We start from the raw sequence: 20640 nt of genomic DNA, 5'->3' as shown, positions 1-20640 counted from the left end.
CTATATCACCAACGTTTTTACGGTGGAGCTTTTTACGGCTTGAACAACGGCTTTCATTCCAGCTTTCATTCAAGGCGCGAACAGGTCGGGCCGCTCTTTTGCGGACCGGTGCAATTCGGCGACGACCTGGTCGAGATGATCGTGCATCGCTTTCGCGGCCGCATCGCCGTCGCCGGCGCAAAGGGCCTTGAAGATGCTCTCGTGCTCTTCCAGCGTATGCGTGAGCCGTTCTGGACTCGCGAGCAATTGTCTCGCGCGGTCCAGCGCATTGCGCGACACCGCGACGATCTCCTTCACGCGCGGCAGCTTCACCGCGTCGAGCAGGATTTCATGGAAAGCAAGATCGAGCGCGTGAAACGCCAGACGTTCGCCACTTCCAGCCAGACTGCGCTGCTGATCGAGATTGCTTGCCAATGCGTCGAGCGTCGCCCTGTCGTGCATCAGCGCGACCCCACGCACCGTCTCGACTTCCAGTGCGCTGCGGATGAACAGATGCTGGCGGATGTCGTCGAGCGCGATCGGTTTGACGCGCGTGCCGCGTTGCGGCAAAACCTCGACGAGACCCGCATGCGCAAGCCTCGCCAACGCGGATGACACCGGAAAGCGCGACACCCCCATGCGTTCGCACACGGCCATCTTGTCGATCATCATGCCGGGTTCCAACGCCAACGTAACAATCGCGTCTCGCAACGCCGCCTCGACCGCGTCGGTCAAGCTGCCGCGCTCGCCGCCGCCGACTTTTTGCAGTGCGACATACGGGTCCCCGGCGGCATTCTCAAGTTCGGTCGAGGAATTCACGAAGGCCTTGATTTCGAGAAGACATGCTAGCATGCTAGAAAGTGAATGCCGCGTTGTCAACGCGTACAAATGCCTGGAAATACCTAGGGATGCCTGGTATCTGGCAACTCCGGGCTTACCCGTACGCGCAGCAGGAACGCGCGCACAGAGAACGTGCGCACGAAACCGATCCGTCTGCGTCCGCGGACGACAAGCCGAGAGCCACAGCCCCGGAGGGTGCGCAGATGACAACGATCACAAGGCTGTCCGTTCGGGACATCCGGTTCCCCACCTCACGTTCGCTGGACGGCTCCGACGCGATGAATGCCGCGCCGGACTACTCCGCCACTTACGTCACGCTCGAAACCGACACGCCGAATCTCACCGGCCACGGCCTCACGTTCACGATTGGCCGCGGCAATGAAATCTGCGTGACCGCCGTGAATGCACTCACGCCGTTGATCGTCGGCAAGAAGCTCGAAGATATCGCTGCGAATATGGGCGCTTTCTGGCGCGCATTTACTTCGGATAGCCAACTGCGCTGGATCGGCCCCGACAAAGGTGCGATTCATCTTGCCACTGCGGCGGTCGTCAACGCGGTGTGGGACCTGTGGGCGAAATCCGTCGGCAAGCCGGTCTGGAAGCTGCTGGTCGACATGAGCCCGGAAGAACTCGTGCGCTGCCTCGACTTTCGCTACGTGACGGATGCAATCACGCCGCACGAAGCACTCGCGATGCTGCATCGTCATGCGAAGACCAAGGGCGAGCGTGAAAAGGAAATGCTCGCGCACGGCTATCCGGCCTATACGACATCGGCGGGCTGGCTCGGTTACGACGACGACAAGATTCGCCGTCTCGCGCGCGAAGGCGTCGCGCAGGGATGGACGCATTTCAAGCAGAAGGTCGGCGGCGATCTGGAGGAAGACGTACGGCGCGCGCGCATTCTGCGCGAAGAGATCGGCGAGAACCGGAAGCTGATGATGGACGCGAACCAGGTGTGGGACGTCGATGAGGCGATCGCGAACATGCGCCGTCTCGCCGAGTTCGACCCGTGGTGGATCGAGGAGCCCACGAGTCCCGACGACATCCTCGGTCATGCGGCGATTCGCCGGCGGCTCGGTTCGATTGGCGTCGCAACCGGCGAGCATTGCCACAATCGCGTGATGTTCAAGCAACTGCTGCAGGCGCAAGCCATCGACTTCTGCCAGATCGACAGTTGCCGGCTCGGCGGACTCAACGAAGTGATCGTCGTACTGCTGATGGCCGCGAAGTTCGGTGTGCCGGTGTGCCCGCATGCGGGTGGTGTCGGCTTGTGCGAGTACGTGCAGCATATTTCTCTGTTCGACTATATCTGCGTGTCGGCGTCGCTCGAGAATCGCGTGCTCGAATACGTCGATCATTTGCACGAGCATTTCGTGGATCCCGTGGTGATCCGCAACGGGCACTATATGCCGCCGCAAAGGGCAGGGTATAGCATCGAGATGCTCGAAGGGACGCTGGACAGGTACTGGTATCCGGAAGGAGAAGCGTGGCAGGAATGATGCTGGAGGGTAAGGGTTGGTGTCGTCGCGCAGATCGTCGCGGCGACGGGCGACCGGCTCGAGCGCGTTCATCGCGAGCACGCCGGCCGTCATGCGCGCAGCGCGGTGGATGTTGCGTCGCTGCCGGCAGGGGTCGCCGTCGAGGTCGAAGCGGTTGTCGCCTTGAAGAACGTCTGAATTCAACTCATACACTCGGAGCCGCCAATGTCTTCTCCGCTGTCGCCCGCTGTCATCGACGCAATACGTGCCCGCACACCCGGTGTTCGCAGTACCACGCACTTCAATCATGCGGGCGCGTCGCTGCCGTCGGCCGCCACGCTCGAAGCGATTCACGCGCATCTGTTGCGCGAAGCCTCGATGGGACCCATGGAAGCGGGCGCGGCTGCCCGCGAACAGACCGAGCGGGCGCGCACGCTCGCCGCGCGACTGCTGAACGCTCAGCCTGCCGAGATCGCGTTGACGACTGGCAACTCGCCGGGCTGGGGCGCTGCTTTCGCGGCATTGGGTCCGTGGCGCGAGGGGCAACGCATCCTCGTTGCGCGGCACGAATGGGGCGGCAATCTCGCGACGATGCGCCTTCTGGCGCAGCGCGCGGGCGCATCGATAGAGACGATTCCTTCCGATGAGAGCGGCAGGGTCGATCCTCGCGCGCTCGAAGCGATGCTCGACGACCGGGTCCGACTGATTGCGCTGACGTGGCTGCCGGCCAATGGCGGACTGATCAATCCGGCCGCCGCGATTGGGCGGATCGCACGCCGTCACGGCATTCCGTATTTCATCGATGCGGCGCAGGCCGTCGGACAGCTTCCGATCGACGTCGTCGAAGTCGGCTGCGATGTGCTGGCCGGCGCGGGCCGCAAGGCACTGCGTGGACCGCGCGGCACCGGGCTGCTATACGTCCGGCGGGATTTTCTGCCCCGCTTGACGCCGGCCTTCGTCGACACGTATTCCGCGCCGCTCGACGCCAATGGCGACCCTGTACTGCGCGACGATGCCGTGCGTTTCGAATCGTCGGAAGCGTCGCTTGCACTGCATTGCGGATTGGCGAATGCATTGGACGAAGCGCTGGAAATCGGCATCGACAACATCCGCGCGCAGATCGATCGGACCGCGCAGACATTGCGCGAGCGGTTGGCCGCGATGGAGGGCGTGCGGGTGCTCGACCAGGGTGTCGAACGATCAGGTCTGGTGTCGTTCAATGTCGCCGGACTCGATGCCATGTCGGTGCGACGCGCGTTGGCGGCACAGGGCATCACGATCGGCTCGAATGGCGTCGCGTACACGCCGTTCGATATGACTAGCAGAGGGCTGACACAGATCGCGCGCGCATCGGTCAGCTATCTGACCACCGACGCCGAAGTTGATAAATTACTGGCTGGGATAGGGACGTTGACGCATTGAGCACTCGAGTCAATGAGAACTTTGCGTCAGTCAAATGAATGGAAACGTCTCTTTCAACTCAATCGCCCGCACACGACCATGAACTCCGCCTCATCGCACCGCCTCGATTTATCAAAGTTTCCGCGCCATGCACTTCTCGAAGGCCCGACGCCAATTCAGCACCTTGCGCGTCTGAGCGCTCGCCTCGGCGGGGCGGACATCTACGTCAAAAGAGAAGATCTGACGGGACTAGGTGGCGGCGGCAACAAGTTGCGCAAGCTCGAATTCCTGATTGGCGAAGCGCTCGCGCGCGGCGCGGACACCATCGTTACCGTCGGCGCGCGGCAATCGAATCATGCGCGCCTCACGGCGGCCGCGGCGGCTCGCGTCGGACTTCGATGCGAGCTGGTGCTGACGAGAACCGTGCCACGTTTCGACCACGACTACATGGAGAACGGCAACGTGCTGCTCGATGCGCTATTCGATGCGCGCGTGCATGATCTTCCCGGCACGGCCAACGCATTGCAATTCGCGGAGGAACGCGCGAACGAGTTGCGAGCGCAGGGCCGTAACGTCTATGTGTGTCCGTTGGGCGGTTCGAGCCCGGTCGGTTGTCTCGGCTACGCGGACTGCGCAGCTGAACTCGTCGCGCAATCGCAAGCGCAAAACGTGGCCTTCGATCGCGTCGTGGTGCCGAATGGAAGCGGCGGCATGCATGCGGGGCTGGTCGCGGGTCTTGTTGCGCTGGGCCTGGATCCGTCGCGTGTTGCCGCATTCACGGTGTATGGGAATGCCGGCCATGCGCGCACGGTTACTTTGGATAAGGCGAATCAGACGGTCCGGCTGATCGACCCGGGCCTAAGCGTGAGTGATGACGCCATCTCGATCGACGAAGAGCAGCTCGGACCCGGCTATGGCATTCCAACCGATAACATGCGCGCGGCTGTTCGGCTGATGGCATCGACGGAAGGTCTGTTGCTCGATCCCGTGTATAGCGGCAAAGCATTTGCGGGTCTTGTGGAAAACGTGAGCAACGGGAAGTACAGTGCCGGACAGAAAATTCTATTCGTGATGAGCGGCGGGCTTCCGGGGCTATTTGCCTATCGGAACGAGTTCTGAGCGCAGAAGCGGAGACAACGCGATGGTCTGATACGGCCGCCGTTGTCTGAAGAAAGCGCGAAGCGCTTGAAGATTCGAATCGACGATTCGAAATGGTGCCCAGGGCGGGATTTGAACCCACACGCCTTTCGGCGCTACCCCCTCAAGATAGTGCGTCTACCAATTTCGCCACCTGGGCAGAGGGGCGCCATTGTATCAGCTCGATTATTTTTTTGAAGCCCCTCGCGCGATATTGTTCTGAAGTTGCAATACCGGTCGAAAAACCGACGAGGCGTTCACCCCGTATTGCTGCCCGGCGAACAATTCGAGCGCGGCCCGGCGCCTCGCAAGAGCTGGTAAGGTCTGACGCTTGTGGGCCGCTAACCCGGGTGAATGCGACAAATGGCGGACCGCTATGCTCGTAAGCTGATGCGCTGAAAGAGCGCCCGCCACGGCACACCTATCATGTCACCACGACGCACATCTTCTTCGCGACTTCGGTATCGTCTTTTTCTCGCGTCGCTGCTGACGTCGATAACGCTGCTGCAGGGTTGCGCAACGACGGCGGAGAACCTTGCCGTAGGATTTGGTGTCGGCGCGGTCGGCACCGTGTCGGCGTTAGGCTGCCTGCTCGCCTGCGAGATGGCCAATCCGCACTGGTGAAAGGCTGCACGGCACGCGATGAGCAGCTAGTATTCGAAGCTCGACATCGATGACTAACGAAAACGGAGCCCCTGTGGCACACCCGCCCTTCCACCTCTACACCGACGCCCAATTCGCCAGCCCCTACGCGATGTCCGTCTTCGTCACGCTTCGCGAGAAGCGCTTGCCGTTCGACCTTTCGACCGTCGATCTCGCGAACAAGGCGAATCACGCCACCGACTATGCGGCCCGCTCATTGACGCGGCGCGTGCCGACCCTGATACACGAAGACGGTCGATAGAAGTAACAAAGACCAGCAAAATAGCTGAATACGAAAGTCTTAAAAGATGCGGTAAAAGCGAATATTACATTCGCGTTTTATCAGAGCTTCGCTGCTCCGCCATGGCGCGATTCCGCGCCCGCTCCCTTTGTTTCCTCGCGCGTACGATGCTGACAACGATCAGCACGATCGCAAGCAATGTCAATTCGATCATTGCGGGAATTCGGATGGGATCATGAAACATGGCGGGCCTCCGTCACATGATTTCATCATAGTACGCCGGGCAGGTCAGCCTGAAGTATTGCGCCGCACCATTGCAATCTTACCGCCGCCATTACACCGGCTTTTATCCAGCCGGCAAAAGCCTCGAGTGACAAATTGCAAACATTCTGTCACGCAAAAACTTACAGGATTCAGATAGCCGTCCCTAAACAGTTTATTTGCGCTAGAGTACGTGAGCGATCAGTTGGATCGTGAGCCGTCCCGACAATTCGAAGGCGTTATCTGTCACGCGTTTGCTTGCGTGTACTAAGAAGCACCTGGACTCGTTGAAGACATCGCCCATGCCATATTTTCCTGTCGCCTACTGTGGTCCCGCGGCTGTCCCTGAAAGCTTGTGGCTGCGCTGGAATACGGATCCGCCATTGCTCGTCGCGCTCGCGGCGCTCGCATGGCTCGTGGCCAGCAACCGCTCGGCGAATGCACGGGCGGGATGGGGCGCCGTCGCATTGATGGCCCTCGTGTTCGTGTCGCCGCTCTGCGCGTTGTCCTCGGCATTGTTCTCCGCACGCGTCACTCATCACGTCATTTTGATCGCTGCAGTAGCTCCATTGCTCGCCCTCGCGTTTCCGCTGCCGCGCCTCGCGCATCCGCCGCTCGTGCCGGTGGTCGCCGCTCATGCGGTGATCATCTGGCTGTGGCATGCGCCTGGGCCTTATGCGTGGGGACTCGCGACGGTACCCGGCTACTGGCTGATGCAGATTACTTTGCTTGGCAGCGCATGGCTCATGTGGCGCAGCATCTTCTCGCCGTCGCTGCCGACCGGCCCCGCGCTGATGGCGCTCGTCGCGACGATCGGCCATATGGGATTGCTCGGCGCGTTGATCGTGTTCGCGCCGGTGCCGCTCTACGTCGCGCACTTCGCGACCACCGCCGCGTGGGGGCTCACCCCGCTCGCCGACCAGCAACTCGCCGGACTGTTGATGTGGGTACTGGCGATGATCCCTTATCTCGCGGCAGGACTTTCGCTCGTCTGGTCAAGCCTGCGCGTCAGAGAGCCCGCGCTGTGACGACCCTGCTGAAGTTCATTCATCTGGCCGCGATCGCCGTCTGGTCGGGCGGTTTGATCGTGCTGCCGTATCTGTTCTGGCAGCGCCGCGGGCTCGTGGCGGGCACCGAACTCGACCGGCTGCACCGCATCACGCGTCTCGTGTTCGTGGAGTTGACCTCGCCCGCCGCTTTCGTCGCGATTGCGAGCGGCACCGTGCTGATTTTTCTGCAGGCCACCTTCGTCGAATGGTTCACCGCGAAGATGGTATTCGTCGGCATCATGGCGATGCTGCATGTGCTGGCCGGCCTCGTACTACACGATCTGTATCTGCCCGACGGCAGGTTCAGCCGTGCCTCGGCGATCGCGCTGACCATCGCTTATCTGATCGTGATCGCCGCGATCATCTGGATCGTGCTGGCCAAGCCTCACATCGACTCGAACCTGCTGGCTCCGCATCTGTTCGAGCCCGGTGGACTTGGCCGCTGGCTGCATCACTCCTTCGGCGAAACGAGAATTCCGACGCCATGATCGAACACGAGCTTGCCCCCATGCCAGCCTGCGAAGCCCGTCATCACCGAGCTGAGCGCCGACAGCACGAGCCCATGCGGCAGGATCTCATCGGGGTAATGAAGGCGCACGCCCCAGTTCGCACCCGCGAGCGCGACGAGCGTCATCGCGGCGACCGCATGCGACCAGCTCGCTTCCTTCAGGCGGATACCGCGCACCAGCAGCAGCTCGGCGGTACCGACCACGCTCGCAGCCACCCCGCTCCAGAACGCGAAGCCGGCGGCCCACAAGCCGGCGCGAATCCAGAACGGGTCGCCCGTCCACCAGTAGATTACGTCGACGCCCAACGTCGCGACGACGAACGCGATCGGGAAATGCACCATCATCACGTGAATCGGATGACCGACGAGCGCCACCACCGACCCCTTGTCGAGCCGCAACAGCTCGAGCATCACTTCGCTTCGCGTCTCGTTTCCAGCATTGCCTTTGTTTGCCATGATGGTGTGTCCTCGCATCGGGTGCCTGGTGGTGCAAACCATCATAGCTGCTTGCGCCTGGCCGTCCAAGCCGGATCGCTCGCCGCGTTGTCCGGCTGCACCGGGCCGCTCTCGACGCTCGAGCCATCGGGTCCGGCCGCCGCATCGATCGCCGGGCTGTGGTGGGTGATGCTGGCGGGCGCCGCGATCCTGTTCGCGATGGTGCTCGTACTGTTTTTGATGACGGTCTTCCGGCCCGGCTGGGGCTCGCACGTGTCGCCCGCGCGCTGGATCGTGCTCGGCGGTCTCGTGCTGCCGGCAGTGATCCTGATCCCGTTGATCTGCTACGCGCTGTACGCGGGCGAATTGCTGCTGCCGCTGCGCGCGCATGCGCCCGCGCGCATCGAGGCGATCGCGCAGCAATGGCGCTGGACCTTCCGCTATCCGGAGCTCGGCAACGTCGAAACCGAGAACGTGCTGCATCTGCCCGCGGGCACGCCGGTCGACATCGTCGTGACCAGCATGGACGTCGTGCACGCATTCTGGATTCCGCGCTTCGCGGGCAAGATCGACGCGGTCCCTGGCCACCACAACCTGCTGCGTATCCAGGCCGATCAGCCCGGCCAGTACGCCGGCCAATGCAACCAGTTTTGCGGCATCGGTCACGCGGGGATGCACTTCACCGTGATCGTCGATCGTCCGGAAGATTTTCCGGCTGCTGTCAAAAACGCCGCCGCCAACGGGGAGGTGAAGAAATGAGTGTGCCCGTCGAGCCGCCATCACAGGGCATCACCGCGCTGCGGCTGCATCGCCAGCTTGCCGCGATCTGGGCCACCGGGCCAGGCGTGCAGAGACTTACCTCGGTCAACCATACCGTCCTCGGCTTGCGCATCATGATCACGTCGTTCGTGTTCTTCGCGATCGCGGGGATTCTCGGCATGCTCACGCGCGTGCAGCTCGCGACGCCGCATGCGGCCTTCATGGACGTGGAGACCTATAACCAGGTCTTCACGATGCATGGATCGATGATGCTGTTCCTGTTTGCGATCCCGATGGTGGAAAGCTTCGCGGTCTACCTGGTGCCGAAGTTTCTCGGCGCGCGCGACCTCGCGTTTCCACGGCTGACCGCTTACGGCTACTGGTGCTATCTGTTCGGCGGCACGATCCTGACCGTGTCGCTGATCCTGCACTCCGCGCCGGACGGCGGCTGGTTCATGTACACGCCGCTCAGCTCGAACGTGTACACGCCCGGACTGAACGCCGACGTGTGGCTGCTTGGCATCACGTTCGTCGAGATTTCAGCGCTTTCGCTCGCGGTGGAACTCACCGTCTCGATCCTCAAGATACGCGCGCCGGGCATGTCGATCGATCGCATGCCGATCTTCGCGTGGTACATCCTCGTCACCGCGATGATGATGATCGTCGCGTTTCCGCCGCTGATTCTCGGCTCGATCCTGCTCGAGGTGGAGCGCGCGTTCAACCTGCCGTTCTTCGATCCGACGCGCGGCGGCGATCCGCTGCTGTGGCAGCATCTGTTCTGGCTGTTCGGCCACCCGGACGTGTACATCATCTTCCTGCCGATGGCCGGCGTGCTCTCGACGATGATCCCCGTGTTCGCGCGCCGCAAGCTAGTCGGCTATCGCACGATCGTCGTCGCGATCATCGCGCTCGCGTTCCTGAGCTTCGGTATCTGGGTGCACCACATGTTTACGGTGGGCATTCCACATCTGGCGCTCGCGTTCTTCTCGGCGGGCTCGGCGATCGTCGCGGTGCCCACCGCGATCCAGTTCTTCGCGTGGCTCGCCACGCTGTCGCACGGCCGCCCGCGCTGGGACGTGCCGATGCTGTACATCTTCGGCTTCTTCTTCGTGTTCACGTGCGGCGGGCTGACCGGCGTGATGCTCGCGATCGTGCCGTTCGACTGGCAGGCGCACGACACCTACTTCGTCGTCGCGCACCTGCACTACGTGGTGGCCGGCGCGCTCGCGTTTCCGATGCTCGCGGCGTTCTATTACTGGTTGCCGCTGCTGACCGGGCGCACCGCCGTGCATAACCTTTCGGTGCCGGCGTTCTGGCTCGTGTTCATCGGCTTCAACATGACGTTCTTCCTGATGCACCTGACCGGCCTGCTAGGCATGCCGCGGCGCGTCTTCACCTATAGCGGCGACGAAGGCTGGAACTGGCTCAATCTGCTGTCGTCGGTGGGCAGCTTCGTGATGACGATCGGCTTCGCGCTCGTCGTGATCGACATCGTCGTGCAATTGCGTTTCGGCCAACGCGTGCGACGTAACCCGTGGCAATCGACCACGCTCGAATGGGCGATGCCGATTCCGCCCGCGCCGTACGCATTCGCATCGATCCCGCACATGGACGCCGAAACCGAAAAGGTGCCCCCGGGCCAGCTAGCGACCTCTCTGGCGCGCGGCGAGGGTTACCTCGGTTTCACGCGCAACGGCTGGCAGGAGACGCTAGGCGTGCATATGACATCGGGCGAGCCCGAACAGCTGATCGTGCTGCCGAACTCGACGTATCTGCCGCTCGTCACCGCGCTCATGACCGCCGCCGCGGTGCTCGCGATGCTGTTCAAGTTCTATCTGCTGTCGGTCGCGTTCGCATTCGTGACGTTTGGCCTCTTCATCTACGCGGGCCAGAGCGCGGGGCACGCGCGCGATTACGGCGCGCTGCCGGTCGGCCGAGGCGTCAGCGTGCCGCCGCATACCGAGGTCGTCGGTTCGCCGTCATGGCTTTCGATGATCTGCGCGCTGATCGCGAACAGCACGCTGTTCACCTCGCTGATCTTCGGCACGTTCTACCTGTGGATTGCCGCGCCGAACTGGCCGGCAGCCGTGACGCCGCATCCGAACCGCGGGCTCGCGCTCGTCGCGGCCGTCGCGCTCGCGGTGGCCGCAGCCGCCACGCGTGGCTCGTTGCGCGCGGCCGCCGCCGAGCGCAAACCGCACGGCACGATCGGGCTGAGCGCGATCGCGCTGATCGTCGCGCTCATCGCCTGCGTGATGCTGATCAACGGCGTGACACCGAATCCGCGCGAGCATGCGCTCGGCGCGACGGCCGCGGCGCTGCTCACGTACATCGCAGTTCACGCGGGCGTCGGGTTGTTGTTCCTCGTCAGCAACGTGCTGCGCGTCGGCGCGGGCTTCGTTTCCGCGCGACGCCTGACCGATCTGCGTCTCACCCGCCTGTGGGTCGATTACACGCTGGCGACGGGCATCATCGCGCTTGGACTCGTGCTCGCGCTGCCGAGCCTCGTCGCCGTGCTGGGAGCCAGACCATGAATGCGCGTCCGCTTTCGCCGCGGCGGTTGTGGTGGCTCGCCGTCGGCTTCGCGATCTGGTGTCTCGCGTTCGTGATCCTGTATGCGCTGCACGCGATCGGCTGCGCGTTCGCGTGGCCCACCGGCCCGCTGCGCGCGAGTCTCGCGATCATTCTGCTGCTGCATCTGATCGCGCTCGGCTGGCTATGGCGCTATCGCGCCGCGACCCGCGACCCTGGTCCCGAACGCATCAGCTCGTTCATGCATACCGTCGTCGTCTGGACCCTGATCGCGGCGCTGGTCGCGACCGTGATCACGTTCGGGCCCGCGCTGCTGCTCACCACCTGCGTTTGAACGCGGACTGAGCGCGAGCGGGACCGCCGCACCCGGCATGGAGAAGCACCGATGCAGTCTCGAGATCTCGTGCGCAAGGCCGTCTGGTCGGTCATCTATCTACTGTTCATTCTCGCGCCGCTGTTTGCGCTGCTGACCGGCACGCTCCCGCCCGCGCGCAACTTCGGCACCGAATTCTCGGTGGCGCTCGGCTATTCCGGACTCGCGATGATGGGCCTGCAATTCGGCCTCACCGCGCGCTTTCGTCACGTGACCGAGCCGTGGGGCGAGGACGTTATCTATCATTTCCATCGACGTGTGTCGCTGCTCGCGGTCAGCCTGGTCGTCGCGCATCCGCTGATCCTGTTCGCGATCCGCTCGGACAAGGTCGCGATGCCCGGCTCGCTGCTCGAGGTACCGTGGGGCGCGTGGTTCGCGTTCCTGTCGATCGGCTCGGTGATCGTGCTGGTGATCACAGCGCTATGGCGCAAACAATTGAAGATTCGTTACGAGCTGTGGCATTTGTCGCATATCGGGCTCGCGCTCGTCGCGATCTTCGGCGGCGTGCTGCATATGATCGGCTGGGGCTTCTATCTGACCGATCCGTTTAAGCGCACGCTGTGGATCTGCATGACAGCATTCTGGGTAGCGCTGCTGCTGTACGTGCGTCTGTTCAAGCCGCTCTTCATGATCAGACGTCCATACCGGATCGCGGAAGTGCGCGCCGAACGCGGCGACACGACGACGCTCGTGATGCAGCCCGACGGCCACGCTGGCTTTCGCTTCAAGCCCGGTCAGTTCGGCTGGCTCAACGTGTGGGGCAGCCCGTTCAGGATCACCGGACACCCCTTTTCGTTCTCGTCGAGCGCCGAGGCCGCGAACGGCCGCGTCGAAATGACGATCCGCAATCTCGGCGATTTCACGAGCCAGGTGAAGACGATCGAAACAGGTCGGCGCGTGTATCTGGACGGACCGTATGGCGCGTTCACGATCGGGCATCCGACCGACATGCACGTACTGATCGCGGGCGGTATCGGCATCACGCCGATGATGAGCATGATCCGCTCGCTCGCCGATCGCGGCGACCAACGTCCGCTCGTGCTACTGTACAGCGGCAAGACCTGGGACTCGCTGACATTCCGCGAGGAGCTCGATGCGCTGAAAGCGCGGCTCGATCTGCGCATCGTCTATGTGCTGTCGGACCCGCCCGAAGGCTGGAGCGGGGAAGTCGGGCGCATCGACGCCGCGATGTTCCGGCGACATCTCCCGCCCGAGTTCGCCGATCACGAGTATTTCATCTGCGGCCCGGACTCCATGATGGATGCGATCGAAACGGCGCTCGGCGAAATGAAAGTGCCGCGCATCCGCTACCATTCCGAACGCTACAGTTTCGTCTAGGAGACTTGCGATGCGCCGACTGTTGGCCAACCGTCTCGTCGTTGCCACCGGCGTGATCGTCGTGGCGTTGTCGCTTCTATTCGCGTATCTGCGGGTCGGTTCGCTGCATTAGGGCCCGGTTACGCCAAAGACGGGCTCGCGGCGCGCTTTTTCCTCATGCTCGAAGGTTGAATCGATATGCCCTACTTTTTTGGAATTGGTCTTCACGTTTTCATCGCGATCTTTTTCGCCGTCCACGCGATGCGCAATAACCAGGGCATCTACTGGCTATTCATTCTGTTTGCTTTTCCGCTGCTCGGCAGTGTCGTGTACTTCTTCGCAATCTATCTGCCGGGTCTGCGCCACTCGCGCGGCGCGCGCGTGGCCACGCAGGCGATCACCCAATTCGTCGATCCGAATCGCGCGCTGCGTGAAGCGCGCGCCGCTTTCGACCGCGCGCCGACCGTGCAGCATCGGATGCGGCTCGGCGAGGCCTTGCTCGCGGCCGGCAATCCGCGCGAAGCGCTCGAACATTTCCAGACCGCGGCGAACGGCCCATTTGCAAACGATCCCGCGCTGCTGCTCGGTCTCGCGCGCTCGCAGTTCGCGCTCGGCGACTACACGGCCGCGGATGCGACGTTGGCGGATCTGTTCTCGGTCAATCCGCGGGCACGCAACCAGGGCGAGCCGGCGCTGCTGAACGCGCGCACGCTGGCCGCGCGGAATGCGCCGGGCGCACGCGCGGCATTCGAACAGGCGCTGACCTGTGCGACCGACGTCGCGCCGCGCTGCCTGTTCGCCGACTGGCTCGCCGCGCAACCGGAAGATGCGGACCGCCGCCGCGCCGGCGCGCTCTATGCCGAAATCGTGCATGACGCCAAACATTGGCCGCGCCACGCGCGCGAGCACAATCGCGAGTGGCTGCAACGGGCGCAGGCCGCGTTGGCGGCCGGCGCGGCTCGAACGTGAGCAAGCCGAGGAGAACTTCGATGCGACGCACGACCCGGTCTTTTGCTTCGGCGCTGTGCGCCGCGCTTGCGGCGATTGCATTCGGTGCCGGTGGCGCTTCGACTTCCGCGCAGGCCGCTGGCATGGAGAAGCCGTTCGAATGGCCCGCGTCGTTCGTCGTGCTCGGCGATGGCTATCCGCACTCGGGCGATGCATGCCGGCGGCTCGGCGAGTCGGCCGCGACCGTGAACTATCTCGACCATATGGCGATGCTGGTCGGCTGTCCGGGCTCGCGCGACAGCGCCGCCGTGCGCGCGATCGTCGGGCATCAGCGGCACGCGCGCGTGGTCGGCGAAGCGGAAGGTGTGACGCTGATTTCGATTTCGACTGAAAGCGCTCAGGCCGGCTCGCAGAACGGCCACGGGCCCGTGAAGGAATCGCCTATCAGCGCGAGCGGCACGTTGCCGTGCGAGCGCGGCAACGGACAGACCAAAACGATGTGCAAGTTCGGCGTCGTGCATCACAGCGATCGATCGACTACGGTCGTGGTCTACTGGCCCGACGGCACGACGCGGGCGATTTTCTTCGGCGTCAACGGCCGGGTAGTCGGCACGGCCGCGTCCGCGAGCGATCGGCCGATGCCCGGCGACACGCTGACGCGCAAGCATGCCGGCATCAATCTGATTTCAGTTGGCAATGAGCGCTACGAAGTCGAGGACACGGTTCTGTCCGGCAGTTGAATTGCGTTGAAGCACATCGGCGCAAGCCATCCGCGGTCGAACGCCTGATTCGACGCACGCCACGTTCATTTCTATCCCCAGTAACGATGACGCTGACGGCACCGGCGGGATCGAACAACGCGCAGGTATTCATCGATCCGCCGACCTCGAGCAGCGCAGGCGTGCGCTCGCAGCAGGCCGCGTATCTGAGCGCGACGCACTACTGCCCGAGCCTCGCGATCCTGAGCGGCGCGAAGTCGTAAGCGGTCAGCGCGACGCAGTTATCGATGATTCGTTGACGCGTCGCGCAATCGAAGGCACACTCGCTCACTATGCAAGCCCTCACGTACCGCCCGACTGCAAAGCATCATCATGCGCATGCCCGCGTGGGACTGCCTGTGGGGACTCGCATACGCATACGCCGCTAGACATCATTCGCAGCGACATGCGCCAGAAAGCCCCGCCGGCAACGACGGGGCTTTTTGTTTTCCACGACCTTATCCGCTCATCGAACGAAGGATTGCCGCCATGACACAGGAAGCACAGACGCCTGCCGTATCGAAGACCTTTGCGGCGCCCATCGATCTATACCGCGTCCTTGCACGCGTATGGGCCGGCGATACGTCGAGCCCCACGCACGCGTGGTCGTCGACGAATCCCGCGCAGAATCATTGCAGCGTTACGTCTCTGATCATGCAGGACTATTTCGGTGGCGAGATTCTGACGACGCGTACGTCGGGGGGCACGCACTTCTACAACCTGATCGACGGCAGCAGATGGGATCTGACGGTCAGCCAGTTTGCCGAGCCGATTCCATTCGACGATACGCGTTCGAGTCGTGAGGCGGCGTTCGCTGATACGTCGCGGGAGAAATACGAACTGCTGAAGTCGAGGCTCGCGCAAAGCCAGCTGAAATAAACGCTCAATCAAACACGCGTGGCCGAACTGCATCGATACGCGGTTGGCCACGCCATGTCACTTCAACCAATCACTTCCTGCTTCCCCGGAATGCCTTGCCCGCGCAACGAACACCCGCGCGTTTCAGGCACGTAGATCAACGCAATCGCCCCCACCACGCACGCGGCCATCATGTAATAAGCAGGCACCAGCGCATTGCCCGTATGCGCGACCAGCCATTCGTTCGCCATCGGCGCCGTGCCGCCGAAAATCGACGTCGACACGTTATACGCAATCGCCATCCCCGCGTAACGGACCTGGGTGGGAAACATCGCGGGGAACATCGCCGAGATGCTGGCCAGTTGCGGCACGTACAACAGCCCGAGCACCGCAAAGCCGATGAACGCGCCCGCCACGCCGAGCTTCATCAGCAGGAACATTGGAATCGCCGCGACGAACAGGCCAATCAGCGAAAACCACCAGACGTTCTTGCGTCCCACGCGATCCGAGAACGTTCCCGCAAACGGCAGAAACACCATCATCGCGAGCATGCCGATCAGCGGCACGAGCAGGGACATGTTGTCGCTCATGCCAAGCTGCTTCTGCATGAAAGTCGGCATATAGGCGAGCAGCACGTAGTTGACGACATTCAAAGCAACCACGAGTCCGCCGAGCTGAATCAGCGGTTTCCAATAATTGCGCAGCAATGCCTTCAGCGTGACGCAGCTATGCTGCTCCTTGTGCATCGTTTGTTCGAGCTCGCGAAAGACCGGCGTGTCTTCGAGCCTGGAGCGCAGATAGAAACCGATCAGGCCGAGCGGCGCTGCAATCAGAAACGGCAGACGCCATCCCCACGCATGCATTGCCGTGTTGCCGAGCACGACGGAGCACCCGAGCATCAGAAACGCGCCGAGCGAGAAGCCCGACAGCGTCGCGAATTCGAGGAAGCTGCCACAAAAGCCGCGCTTATTGTCCGGCGCGTATTCGGCCATGAAAGTCGCCGCGCCGCCATATTCGCCGCCCGTCGAAAAGCCCTGGATCATCCGCAGAACGACGAGGATAACCGGTGCCCACCAGCCGATGCTCGCGTATGTCGGCACGAGTCCGACCAGCAGCGTTGCGACCGACATCAGGATGATCGTCAACGCGAGTACGTGCTTGCGGCCGAGGCGATCGCCCAGCGGCCCCCAGAACAGGCCGCCAAGCGGACGCACCAGAAACGAAATGGCGAACGTCGCGAGCGCGAACAACGTGGCCTGCGCGGTGCTGCCGGGAAACAACGCGGCCGAAATATAGCTCAGGCCGTAGGCGTAAATACCGTAGTCGAACCACTCGGTCGCGTTTCCGAGTGCCGACGCCGCGATTGCGCGTCGCAGCAAGCTGCGCGCCTGCGGTTGCGCGCTCTGCGCGGTCCATGAATGTACGTAGTGCATGTCTTCTCCTGGGATGTTTCTATGCGACACAGGCAACGTCGCCCGAATCCACGATACCGACGACCCGCGCCTGCAACGATGTTCTAGGACGATGCAGGCATCGGGGTTTTCCATAAAGCCCGCAACGGATGCGGTAATCCGTACGCGTGCGTCGGCGACGCGTCGCGCGCGTTCGGGAAAAACAACATGATTGGCGTCGCGCAGTGCTCTCAGCGCATCAGCAACGGCAGCGTCATCAAACGACCCTGCGGTGGCCTCGCCTCGTTCTCGCCGCAAAGGCGCAAACACATCCACGCGGTCGCGAGGTTGCTGCTCCACCTCGTCGAACAGCATGATCCGCGGTGCGAGCGCGAGCGCCCGCGCGATCGCCACGCGCTGTTTCTGCCCGCCCGACAGTTGCGCGGGACGGCTCTTCGCCTTATCGGCCATGCCGACCATGTCGAGCAGTTCGAGCGCGCGCCTCTGCGCCGACTCACGGCTCTCGCCCTTCGTCAGCATCGGCGCGAGCGTCACGTTGTCGAGCACGCTCTTGTGCGGAAACAGATTGAAGTGCTGAAACACCATGCCGATCTTCTCGCGCATCTTCTGCAGATGCCGTTCGTTCGCGGGCACCATCTGGCAGCCGCGGCATGTGGAACAGCTGTTCGCCGTCCACTTCGATATGGCCGCCGTCGATCGTTTCCAGCGTCATCAGGATGCGCAGGATCGTCGTCTTGCCCGATCCCGACGGACCGATCAGCGCGAGCTTCTCGCCGGGCATCACGTCGAGCGACAGTTCGTCGAGAACGGTCAGCGCGCCATATCGTTTCGTGATCCGGTCGAGCCGGATCAATGGCTTGCTCGCCGGGCTTTCGTCTCGGCGCGCCGGTGTGCTTGCGGAGGCGACCGCGCGCTCTTCGGAGAAAAGACTTGCCGGGGCGATGCCTGAAGCGCTCAACAGATCGGTAACTCGCGCGGTGTTCATATCGATTCGATCCCGTTCGTCGTACATGTAGTGCGAACCAGAATACGCAGCCATATTTGCGATCCAGATTGCTCTAGAACAATTCTTTTCTACACGCGGGCAAGGGCGGCGCAGCGTGTACTGCAACAAACACGCAGCGTCCGTCGATAACGTCGCGAACATTGAACTAGCACATTCAGCGGCGTTTTTTCGCGGCATTAGACTGCGGCGAGAGATACCCGTGGACGCCCCGTTCACTTGCACCGGGCGCCACTTTCCGCAACGACGTCACGCTCAGAGAGAGGGGAAGATGTCAGATACGACGCTACACGAATCGCGAATTGAGGCGCCCGTCGTGCGCCTGCCGTTCGAACGCGACGAATACGCCGCGCGTCTCGCGAAAACGCGCAAGGCCATGCAGGCGGCCGGCATCGAACTATTGATCGTGTCGGACCCGACCAATATGGCCTGGCTAACCGGCTACGACGGCTGGTCGTTTTACGTGCATCAGTGCGTGCTGCTCGCGCTGGATGGCGAGCCGGTCTGGTTCGGCCGCGGTCAGGACGCGAACGGTGCCAAGCGCACCGTCTTCATGCAGCACGATCAGATCGTCGGCTATCCGGATCATTACGTGCAATCCACCGCGCATCATCCGATGGACTACCTCGCGCGCGACGTGATCGCCGCACGCGGCTGGGCCAACGCGAAGATCGGCGTCGAAATGGACAACTACTATTTCAGCGCCGCCGCTTATCGCTCGCTCGTCGCGCATTTGCCGGACGCGAAATGGCAGGACGCAACCGGCCTAGTCAATTGGCAACGCGCGGTCAAATCCGCGCGCGAGATCGAGTACATGCGCGTGGCCGCACGCATCGTCGAGAAGATGCACGCGCACATCGTCGAGCGAATCGAACCGGGTATGCGCAAGAACGACCTCGTCGCGGAGATCTACTCGGCAGGCATTACCGGCATCGACGGTTATGGCGGCGACTATCCGGCGATCGTGCCGCTGCTGCCGACCGGCGCCGACGCGGCCGCCCCGCATTTGACCTGGGACGACACGCCGTTCGCGAAGGACGCCGGCACGTTCTTCGAAATTGCCGGCTGCTTCAAGCGTTATCACTGCCCGCAGTCGCGCACCGTGTACCTCGGCAAGCCGCCGAAGCATTTCATCGAGGGCGAGCGTGCGGTGGTCGAAGGGATCGAGGCAGGGCTCGCCGCGGCGAAACCGGGCAATACCTGCGAGGACATCGCCAATGCGTTTTTCGCGGTGCTGCATAAATACGGCATCGAGAAGAACAGCCGCTGCGGCTATCCGATCGGCGCAAGCTATCCGCCGGACTGGGGCGAGCGCACGATGAGCCTGCGTCCTGGGGACAAGACGGTCCTCGAACCCGGCATGACGTTTCACTTCATGCCGGGCCTGTGGCTCGACGACTGGGGCCTCGAAATCACCGAGAGCATTTTGATTACGCGGACCGGCGTCGAGACCTTTTGCAGGACGCCACGCAAGCTGTTCGTCAAACCGTGATTGCGCGGGCGTCGTGCCCGCGTGAACTCGCGAAGCACGACGCCCGTATCAACGAAAGGGGAAACATGCTTCCGAAAACGATGAAGGCCGTCGTGCTGACCGCGCACGGTGGCCTCGACAAACTGGTCTATCGCGACGACGTGCCGGTGCCCTCGTGCGCGGCTGGCGAGGTACTGATCGACGTCACCGCATGCGGTCTCAACAATACCGACGTGTGGGTCCGCCAGGGCGCCTACGGCACCGAGGACGATCCGCAAGCGGTGTCGACGTGGCGACGCGGCCGCTCGACGCTGACGTTTCCGCGCATTCAGGGCGCGGATATCGTCGGACGCGTGGTCGCGGTGGGTCGCGGCGTCAGCGACGCGCGTATCGGCGAGCGCGTGATCGTCGACGCGTCGATCTACAACCGCGACGACGACAGCCTCGCCGATATCGACTACATCGGCCACGGCCGCGACGGCGGCTACGCCGAATACACGGCCGTGCCCGCGGAAAACGCGCATCGGGTCGACTCCAGCTATTCCGACGCCGAACTTGCCACGTTCTGGTGCGCTTATCACACCGGCGAGCAAATGATCGAACGCGCGGCCGTCAAGCACGGCGAAACGGTGCTGATTACCGGCGCGTCCGGCGGCGTCGGCTCGGCCATCATCCAGCTGTGCCGCGCGCGCGGCGCGATTCCGTATGCGGTGGTCAGCAAGGGTAAGGAAGAGGCCGTGATAGCGCTCGGCGCGCAAGGGGTGATGCTGCGCGACAGCGGCGATTTCGTCGGGGACGTCGAACGGATGACCGAGGGGCGGGCCGTCGATGTAGTCGCCGATCTTGTCGGCGGGGCGCTGTTCGGCAAGCTGCTGAACGTACTGCGGCCCGAGGGGCGATATACGACCGCGGGCGCGATCGCAGGTCCGGTCGTGCAGATCGATCTGCGCACGATGTATCTGAAGCAGTTGCAGTTGAATGGATCGTCGCAGGGCACGCGTGGCGCGTTCAAACGCGTGCTCGACTATATTCAGAACGGTACGATCCGGCCGGTTCTCGCGGCGACTTATCCGCTGTCAAAGTTTCATGATGCGCAGACGCGGTTCATGGAAAAGCGCTTTGTTGGCAATATCGTCGTGATTCCGGATCGGCATTATGGCGACTTGGTCGCACGCTGACGCTCGATGCAATAAAGCCGCCGGCCGCTGCAATTAATCCTCGACGGCGAACCAGGCACG

General features: G+C 62.9%; 21 protein-coding genes, 1 tRNA gene and 3 pseudogenes. 18 read left to right on the top strand and 7 right to left on the bottom strand.

Going from position 1 to position 20640, the window contains the following annotated elements; all coding sequences use genetic code 11:
* Nucleotides 1–69: 69 nt before the first annotated feature.
* Nucleotides 70–831 carry a GntR family transcriptional regulator gene (locus tag HWY30_RS12905; protein ID WP_090807659.1) on the bottom strand — a complete coding sequence of 254 codons (762 nt, stop codon included), beginning with the start codon at nt 829–831 and terminating at the stop codon, nt 70–72.
* A 191-nt stretch (nt 832–1022) separates the two neighbouring features.
* Here HWY30_RS12905 and HWY30_RS12900 point away from each other — a divergent pair, with 191 nt between their 5' ends.
* The 4 genes and pseudogenes from HWY30_RS12900 (at nt 1023) to HWY30_RS12890 (ending at nt 4817) form a co-directional block, all read left to right on the top strand.
* Nucleotides 1023–2318: an L-fuconate dehydratase gene (locus HWY30_RS12900; RefSeq protein WP_090810268.1), complete on the top strand. Its 1296-nt coding sequence runs from the start codon at nt 1023–1025 to the stop codon at nt 2316–2318.
* 15 nt (nt 2319–2333) lie between these two features.
* Nucleotides 2334–2495: pseudogene (locus HWY30_RS41605) on the top strand (RidA family protein); the annotation flags it as partial.
* A 27-nt stretch (nt 2496–2522) separates the two neighbouring features.
* On the top strand, nt 2523–3719 hold the full coding sequence (locus HWY30_RS12895) for an aminotransferase class V-fold PLP-dependent enzyme (protein WP_090807661.1): 1197 nt from the start codon (nt 2523–2525) through the stop codon (nt 3717–3719).
* A gap of 78 nt (nt 3720–3797) precedes the next feature.
* Nucleotides 3798–4817 carry a D-cysteine desulfhydrase family protein gene (locus HWY30_RS12890; RefSeq protein WP_090807663.1) on the top strand — a complete coding sequence of 340 codons (1020 nt, stop codon included), beginning with the start codon at nt 3798–3800 and terminating at the stop codon, nt 4815–4817.
* A gap of 93 nt (nt 4818–4910) precedes the next feature.
* Here HWY30_RS12890 and HWY30_RS12885 read toward each other — a convergent pair.
* Nucleotides 4911–4995 (bottom strand) — tRNA-Leu (locus HWY30_RS12885).
* A gap of 266 nt (nt 4996–5261) precedes the next feature.
* Between HWY30_RS12885 and HWY30_RS12880 the strand changes: the two genes are divergently transcribed.
* Both HWY30_RS12880 and HWY30_RS12875 read left to right on the top strand, forming a co-directional pair.
* Entirely contained in the window at nt 5262–5459 is a 198-nt protein-coding gene (locus HWY30_RS12880; RefSeq protein WP_143037221.1) for a hypothetical protein, read from the top strand.
* A gap of 49 nt (nt 5460–5508) precedes the next feature.
* A pseudogene (locus HWY30_RS12875) lies at nt 5509–5730 on the top strand (glutathione S-transferase N-terminal domain-containing protein); the annotation flags it as partial.
* Nucleotides 5731–5803: 73 nt separating this feature from the next.
* Here the strand turns inward: HWY30_RS12875 and HWY30_RS12870 are convergent.
* On the bottom strand, nt 5804–5962 hold the full coding sequence (locus HWY30_RS12870; RefSeq protein ID WP_167368725.1) for a hypothetical protein: 159 nt from the start codon (nt 5960–5962) through the stop codon (nt 5804–5806).
* Nucleotides 5963–6281: 319 nt separating this feature from the next.
* On the opposite strand from HWY30_RS12870, the gene HWY30_RS12865 reads away from it, so the two are divergent.
* Both HWY30_RS12865 and HWY30_RS12860 read left to right on the top strand, forming a co-directional pair.
* Nucleotides 6282–7007 carry a cytochrome c oxidase assembly protein gene (locus HWY30_RS12865; protein ID WP_244144895.1) on the top strand — a complete coding sequence of 242 codons (726 nt, stop codon included), beginning with the start codon at nt 6282–6284 and terminating at the stop codon, nt 7005–7007.
* The gene (locus tag HWY30_RS12860) at nt 7004–7516 is read left to right on the top strand and encodes a CopD family protein (protein WP_090807666.1); all 513 of its coding nucleotides are present in this window, start codon (nt 7004–7006) and stop codon (nt 7514–7516) included. The genes HWY30_RS12865 and HWY30_RS12860 overlap by 4 nt, the downstream gene beginning before the upstream one ends.
* On the opposite strand, the gene HWY30_RS12855 is transcribed toward HWY30_RS12860, so the two are convergent.
* Entirely contained in the window at nt 7480–7992 is a 513-nt protein-coding gene (locus HWY30_RS12855; RefSeq protein WP_090807669.1) for a DUF2231 domain-containing protein, read from the bottom strand. The genes HWY30_RS12860 and HWY30_RS12855 overlap by 37 nt on opposite strands.
* A gap of 51 nt (nt 7993–8043) precedes the next feature.
* Here HWY30_RS12855 and coxB point away from each other — a divergent pair, with 51 nt between their 5' ends.
* From coxB to HWY30_RS12815, 8 genes are all read left to right on the top strand, one after another.
* Complete coding sequence (coxB, locus tag HWY30_RS12850) at nt 8044–8730, top strand: cytochrome c oxidase subunit II (RefSeq protein ID WP_090807672.1); 687 nt, start codon at nt 8044–8046, stop codon at nt 8728–8730.
* The gene (ctaD, locus tag HWY30_RS12845; protein WP_090807674.1) at nt 8727–11264 is read left to right on the top strand and encodes a cytochrome c oxidase subunit I; all 2538 of its coding nucleotides are present in this window, start codon (nt 8727–8729) and stop codon (nt 11262–11264) included. Before coxB ends, ctaD begins: the two co-directional genes overlap by 4 nt.
* Complete coding sequence (locus tag HWY30_RS12840; RefSeq protein WP_090807675.1) at nt 11261–11596, top strand: hypothetical protein; 336 nt, start codon at nt 11261–11263, stop codon at nt 11594–11596. The genes ctaD and HWY30_RS12840 overlap by 4 nt, the downstream gene beginning before the upstream one ends.
* A 51-nt stretch (nt 11597–11647) precedes the next feature.
* Nucleotides 11648–12973: a ferredoxin reductase family protein gene (locus tag HWY30_RS12835; RefSeq protein WP_090807677.1), complete on the top strand. Its 1326-nt coding sequence runs from the start codon at nt 11648–11650 to the stop codon at nt 12971–12973.
* Between the two features lie 177 nt (nt 12974–13150).
* Nucleotides 13151–13921: a tetratricopeptide repeat protein gene (locus HWY30_RS12830; protein ID WP_090807679.1), complete on the top strand. Its 771-nt coding sequence runs from the start codon at nt 13151–13153 to the stop codon at nt 13919–13921.
* 20 nt (nt 13922–13941) lie between these two features.
* Complete coding sequence (locus HWY30_RS12825) at nt 13942–14640, top strand: hypothetical protein (protein WP_090810272.1); 699 nt, start codon at nt 13942–13944, stop codon at nt 14638–14640.
* An 86-nt stretch (nt 14641–14726) separates the two neighbouring features.
* Nucleotides 14727–14882, top strand: a complete 156-nt coding sequence (locus tag HWY30_RS12820) for a hypothetical protein (RefSeq protein WP_167368682.1) — start codon at nt 14727–14729, stop codon at nt 14880–14882.
* A 265-nt stretch (nt 14883–15147) separates the two neighbouring features.
* A complete protein-coding gene (locus HWY30_RS12815) occupies nt 15148–15537 on the top strand; it encodes a YunG family protein (protein ID WP_090807683.1) in 390 nt (129 codons plus the stop codon).
* 62 nt (nt 15538–15599) lie between these two features.
* Here HWY30_RS12815 and HWY30_RS12810 read toward each other — a convergent pair whose 3' ends face one another.
* The 3 genes and pseudogenes from HWY30_RS12810 to HWY30_RS42470 form a co-directional block, all read right to left on the bottom strand.
* The gene (locus HWY30_RS12810) at nt 15600–16949 is read right to left on the bottom strand and encodes an MFS transporter (protein ID WP_090810274.1); all 1350 of its coding nucleotides are present in this window, start codon (nt 16947–16949) and stop codon (nt 15600–15602) included.
* A 378-nt stretch (nt 16950–17327) separates the two neighbouring features.
* A pseudogene (locus HWY30_RS42940) lies at nt 17328–17513 on the bottom strand (ATP-binding cassette domain-containing protein); the annotation flags it as partial.
* Nucleotides 17422–17940 carry an ATP-binding cassette domain-containing protein gene (locus HWY30_RS42470; RefSeq protein WP_425199375.1) on the bottom strand — a complete coding sequence of 173 codons (519 nt, stop codon included), beginning with the start codon at nt 17938–17940 and terminating at the stop codon, nt 17422–17424. The gene HWY30_RS42470 and the pseudogene HWY30_RS42940, both read right to left, overlap by 92 nt.
* Before the next feature lie 262 nt (nt 17941–18202).
* Here HWY30_RS42470 and doeA point away from each other — a divergent pair, with 262 nt between their 5' ends.
* Complete coding sequence (doeA, locus tag HWY30_RS12800; protein WP_090807686.1) at nt 18203–19423, top strand: ectoine hydrolase DoeA; 1221 nt, start codon at nt 18203–18205, stop codon at nt 19421–19423.
* A 65-nt stretch (nt 19424–19488) separates the two neighbouring features.
* On the top strand, nt 19489–20580 hold the full coding sequence (locus HWY30_RS12795) for an alcohol dehydrogenase family protein (RefSeq protein WP_090810276.1): 1092 nt from the start codon (nt 19489–19491) through the stop codon (nt 20578–20580).
* Nucleotides 20581–20640 lie beyond the last annotated feature (60 nt).

Origin of the sequence: Paraburkholderia tuberum STM678 (assembly GCF_902833905.1) — a bacterium.
Taxonomy (GTDB): Bacteria; Pseudomonadota; Gammaproteobacteria; order Burkholderiales; family Burkholderiaceae; genus Paraburkholderia; species Paraburkholderia tuberum.
The sequence above is the reverse complement of the archived record's forward strand: the minus strand, read 5'-3'. Positions and strand labels throughout refer to the sequence as shown.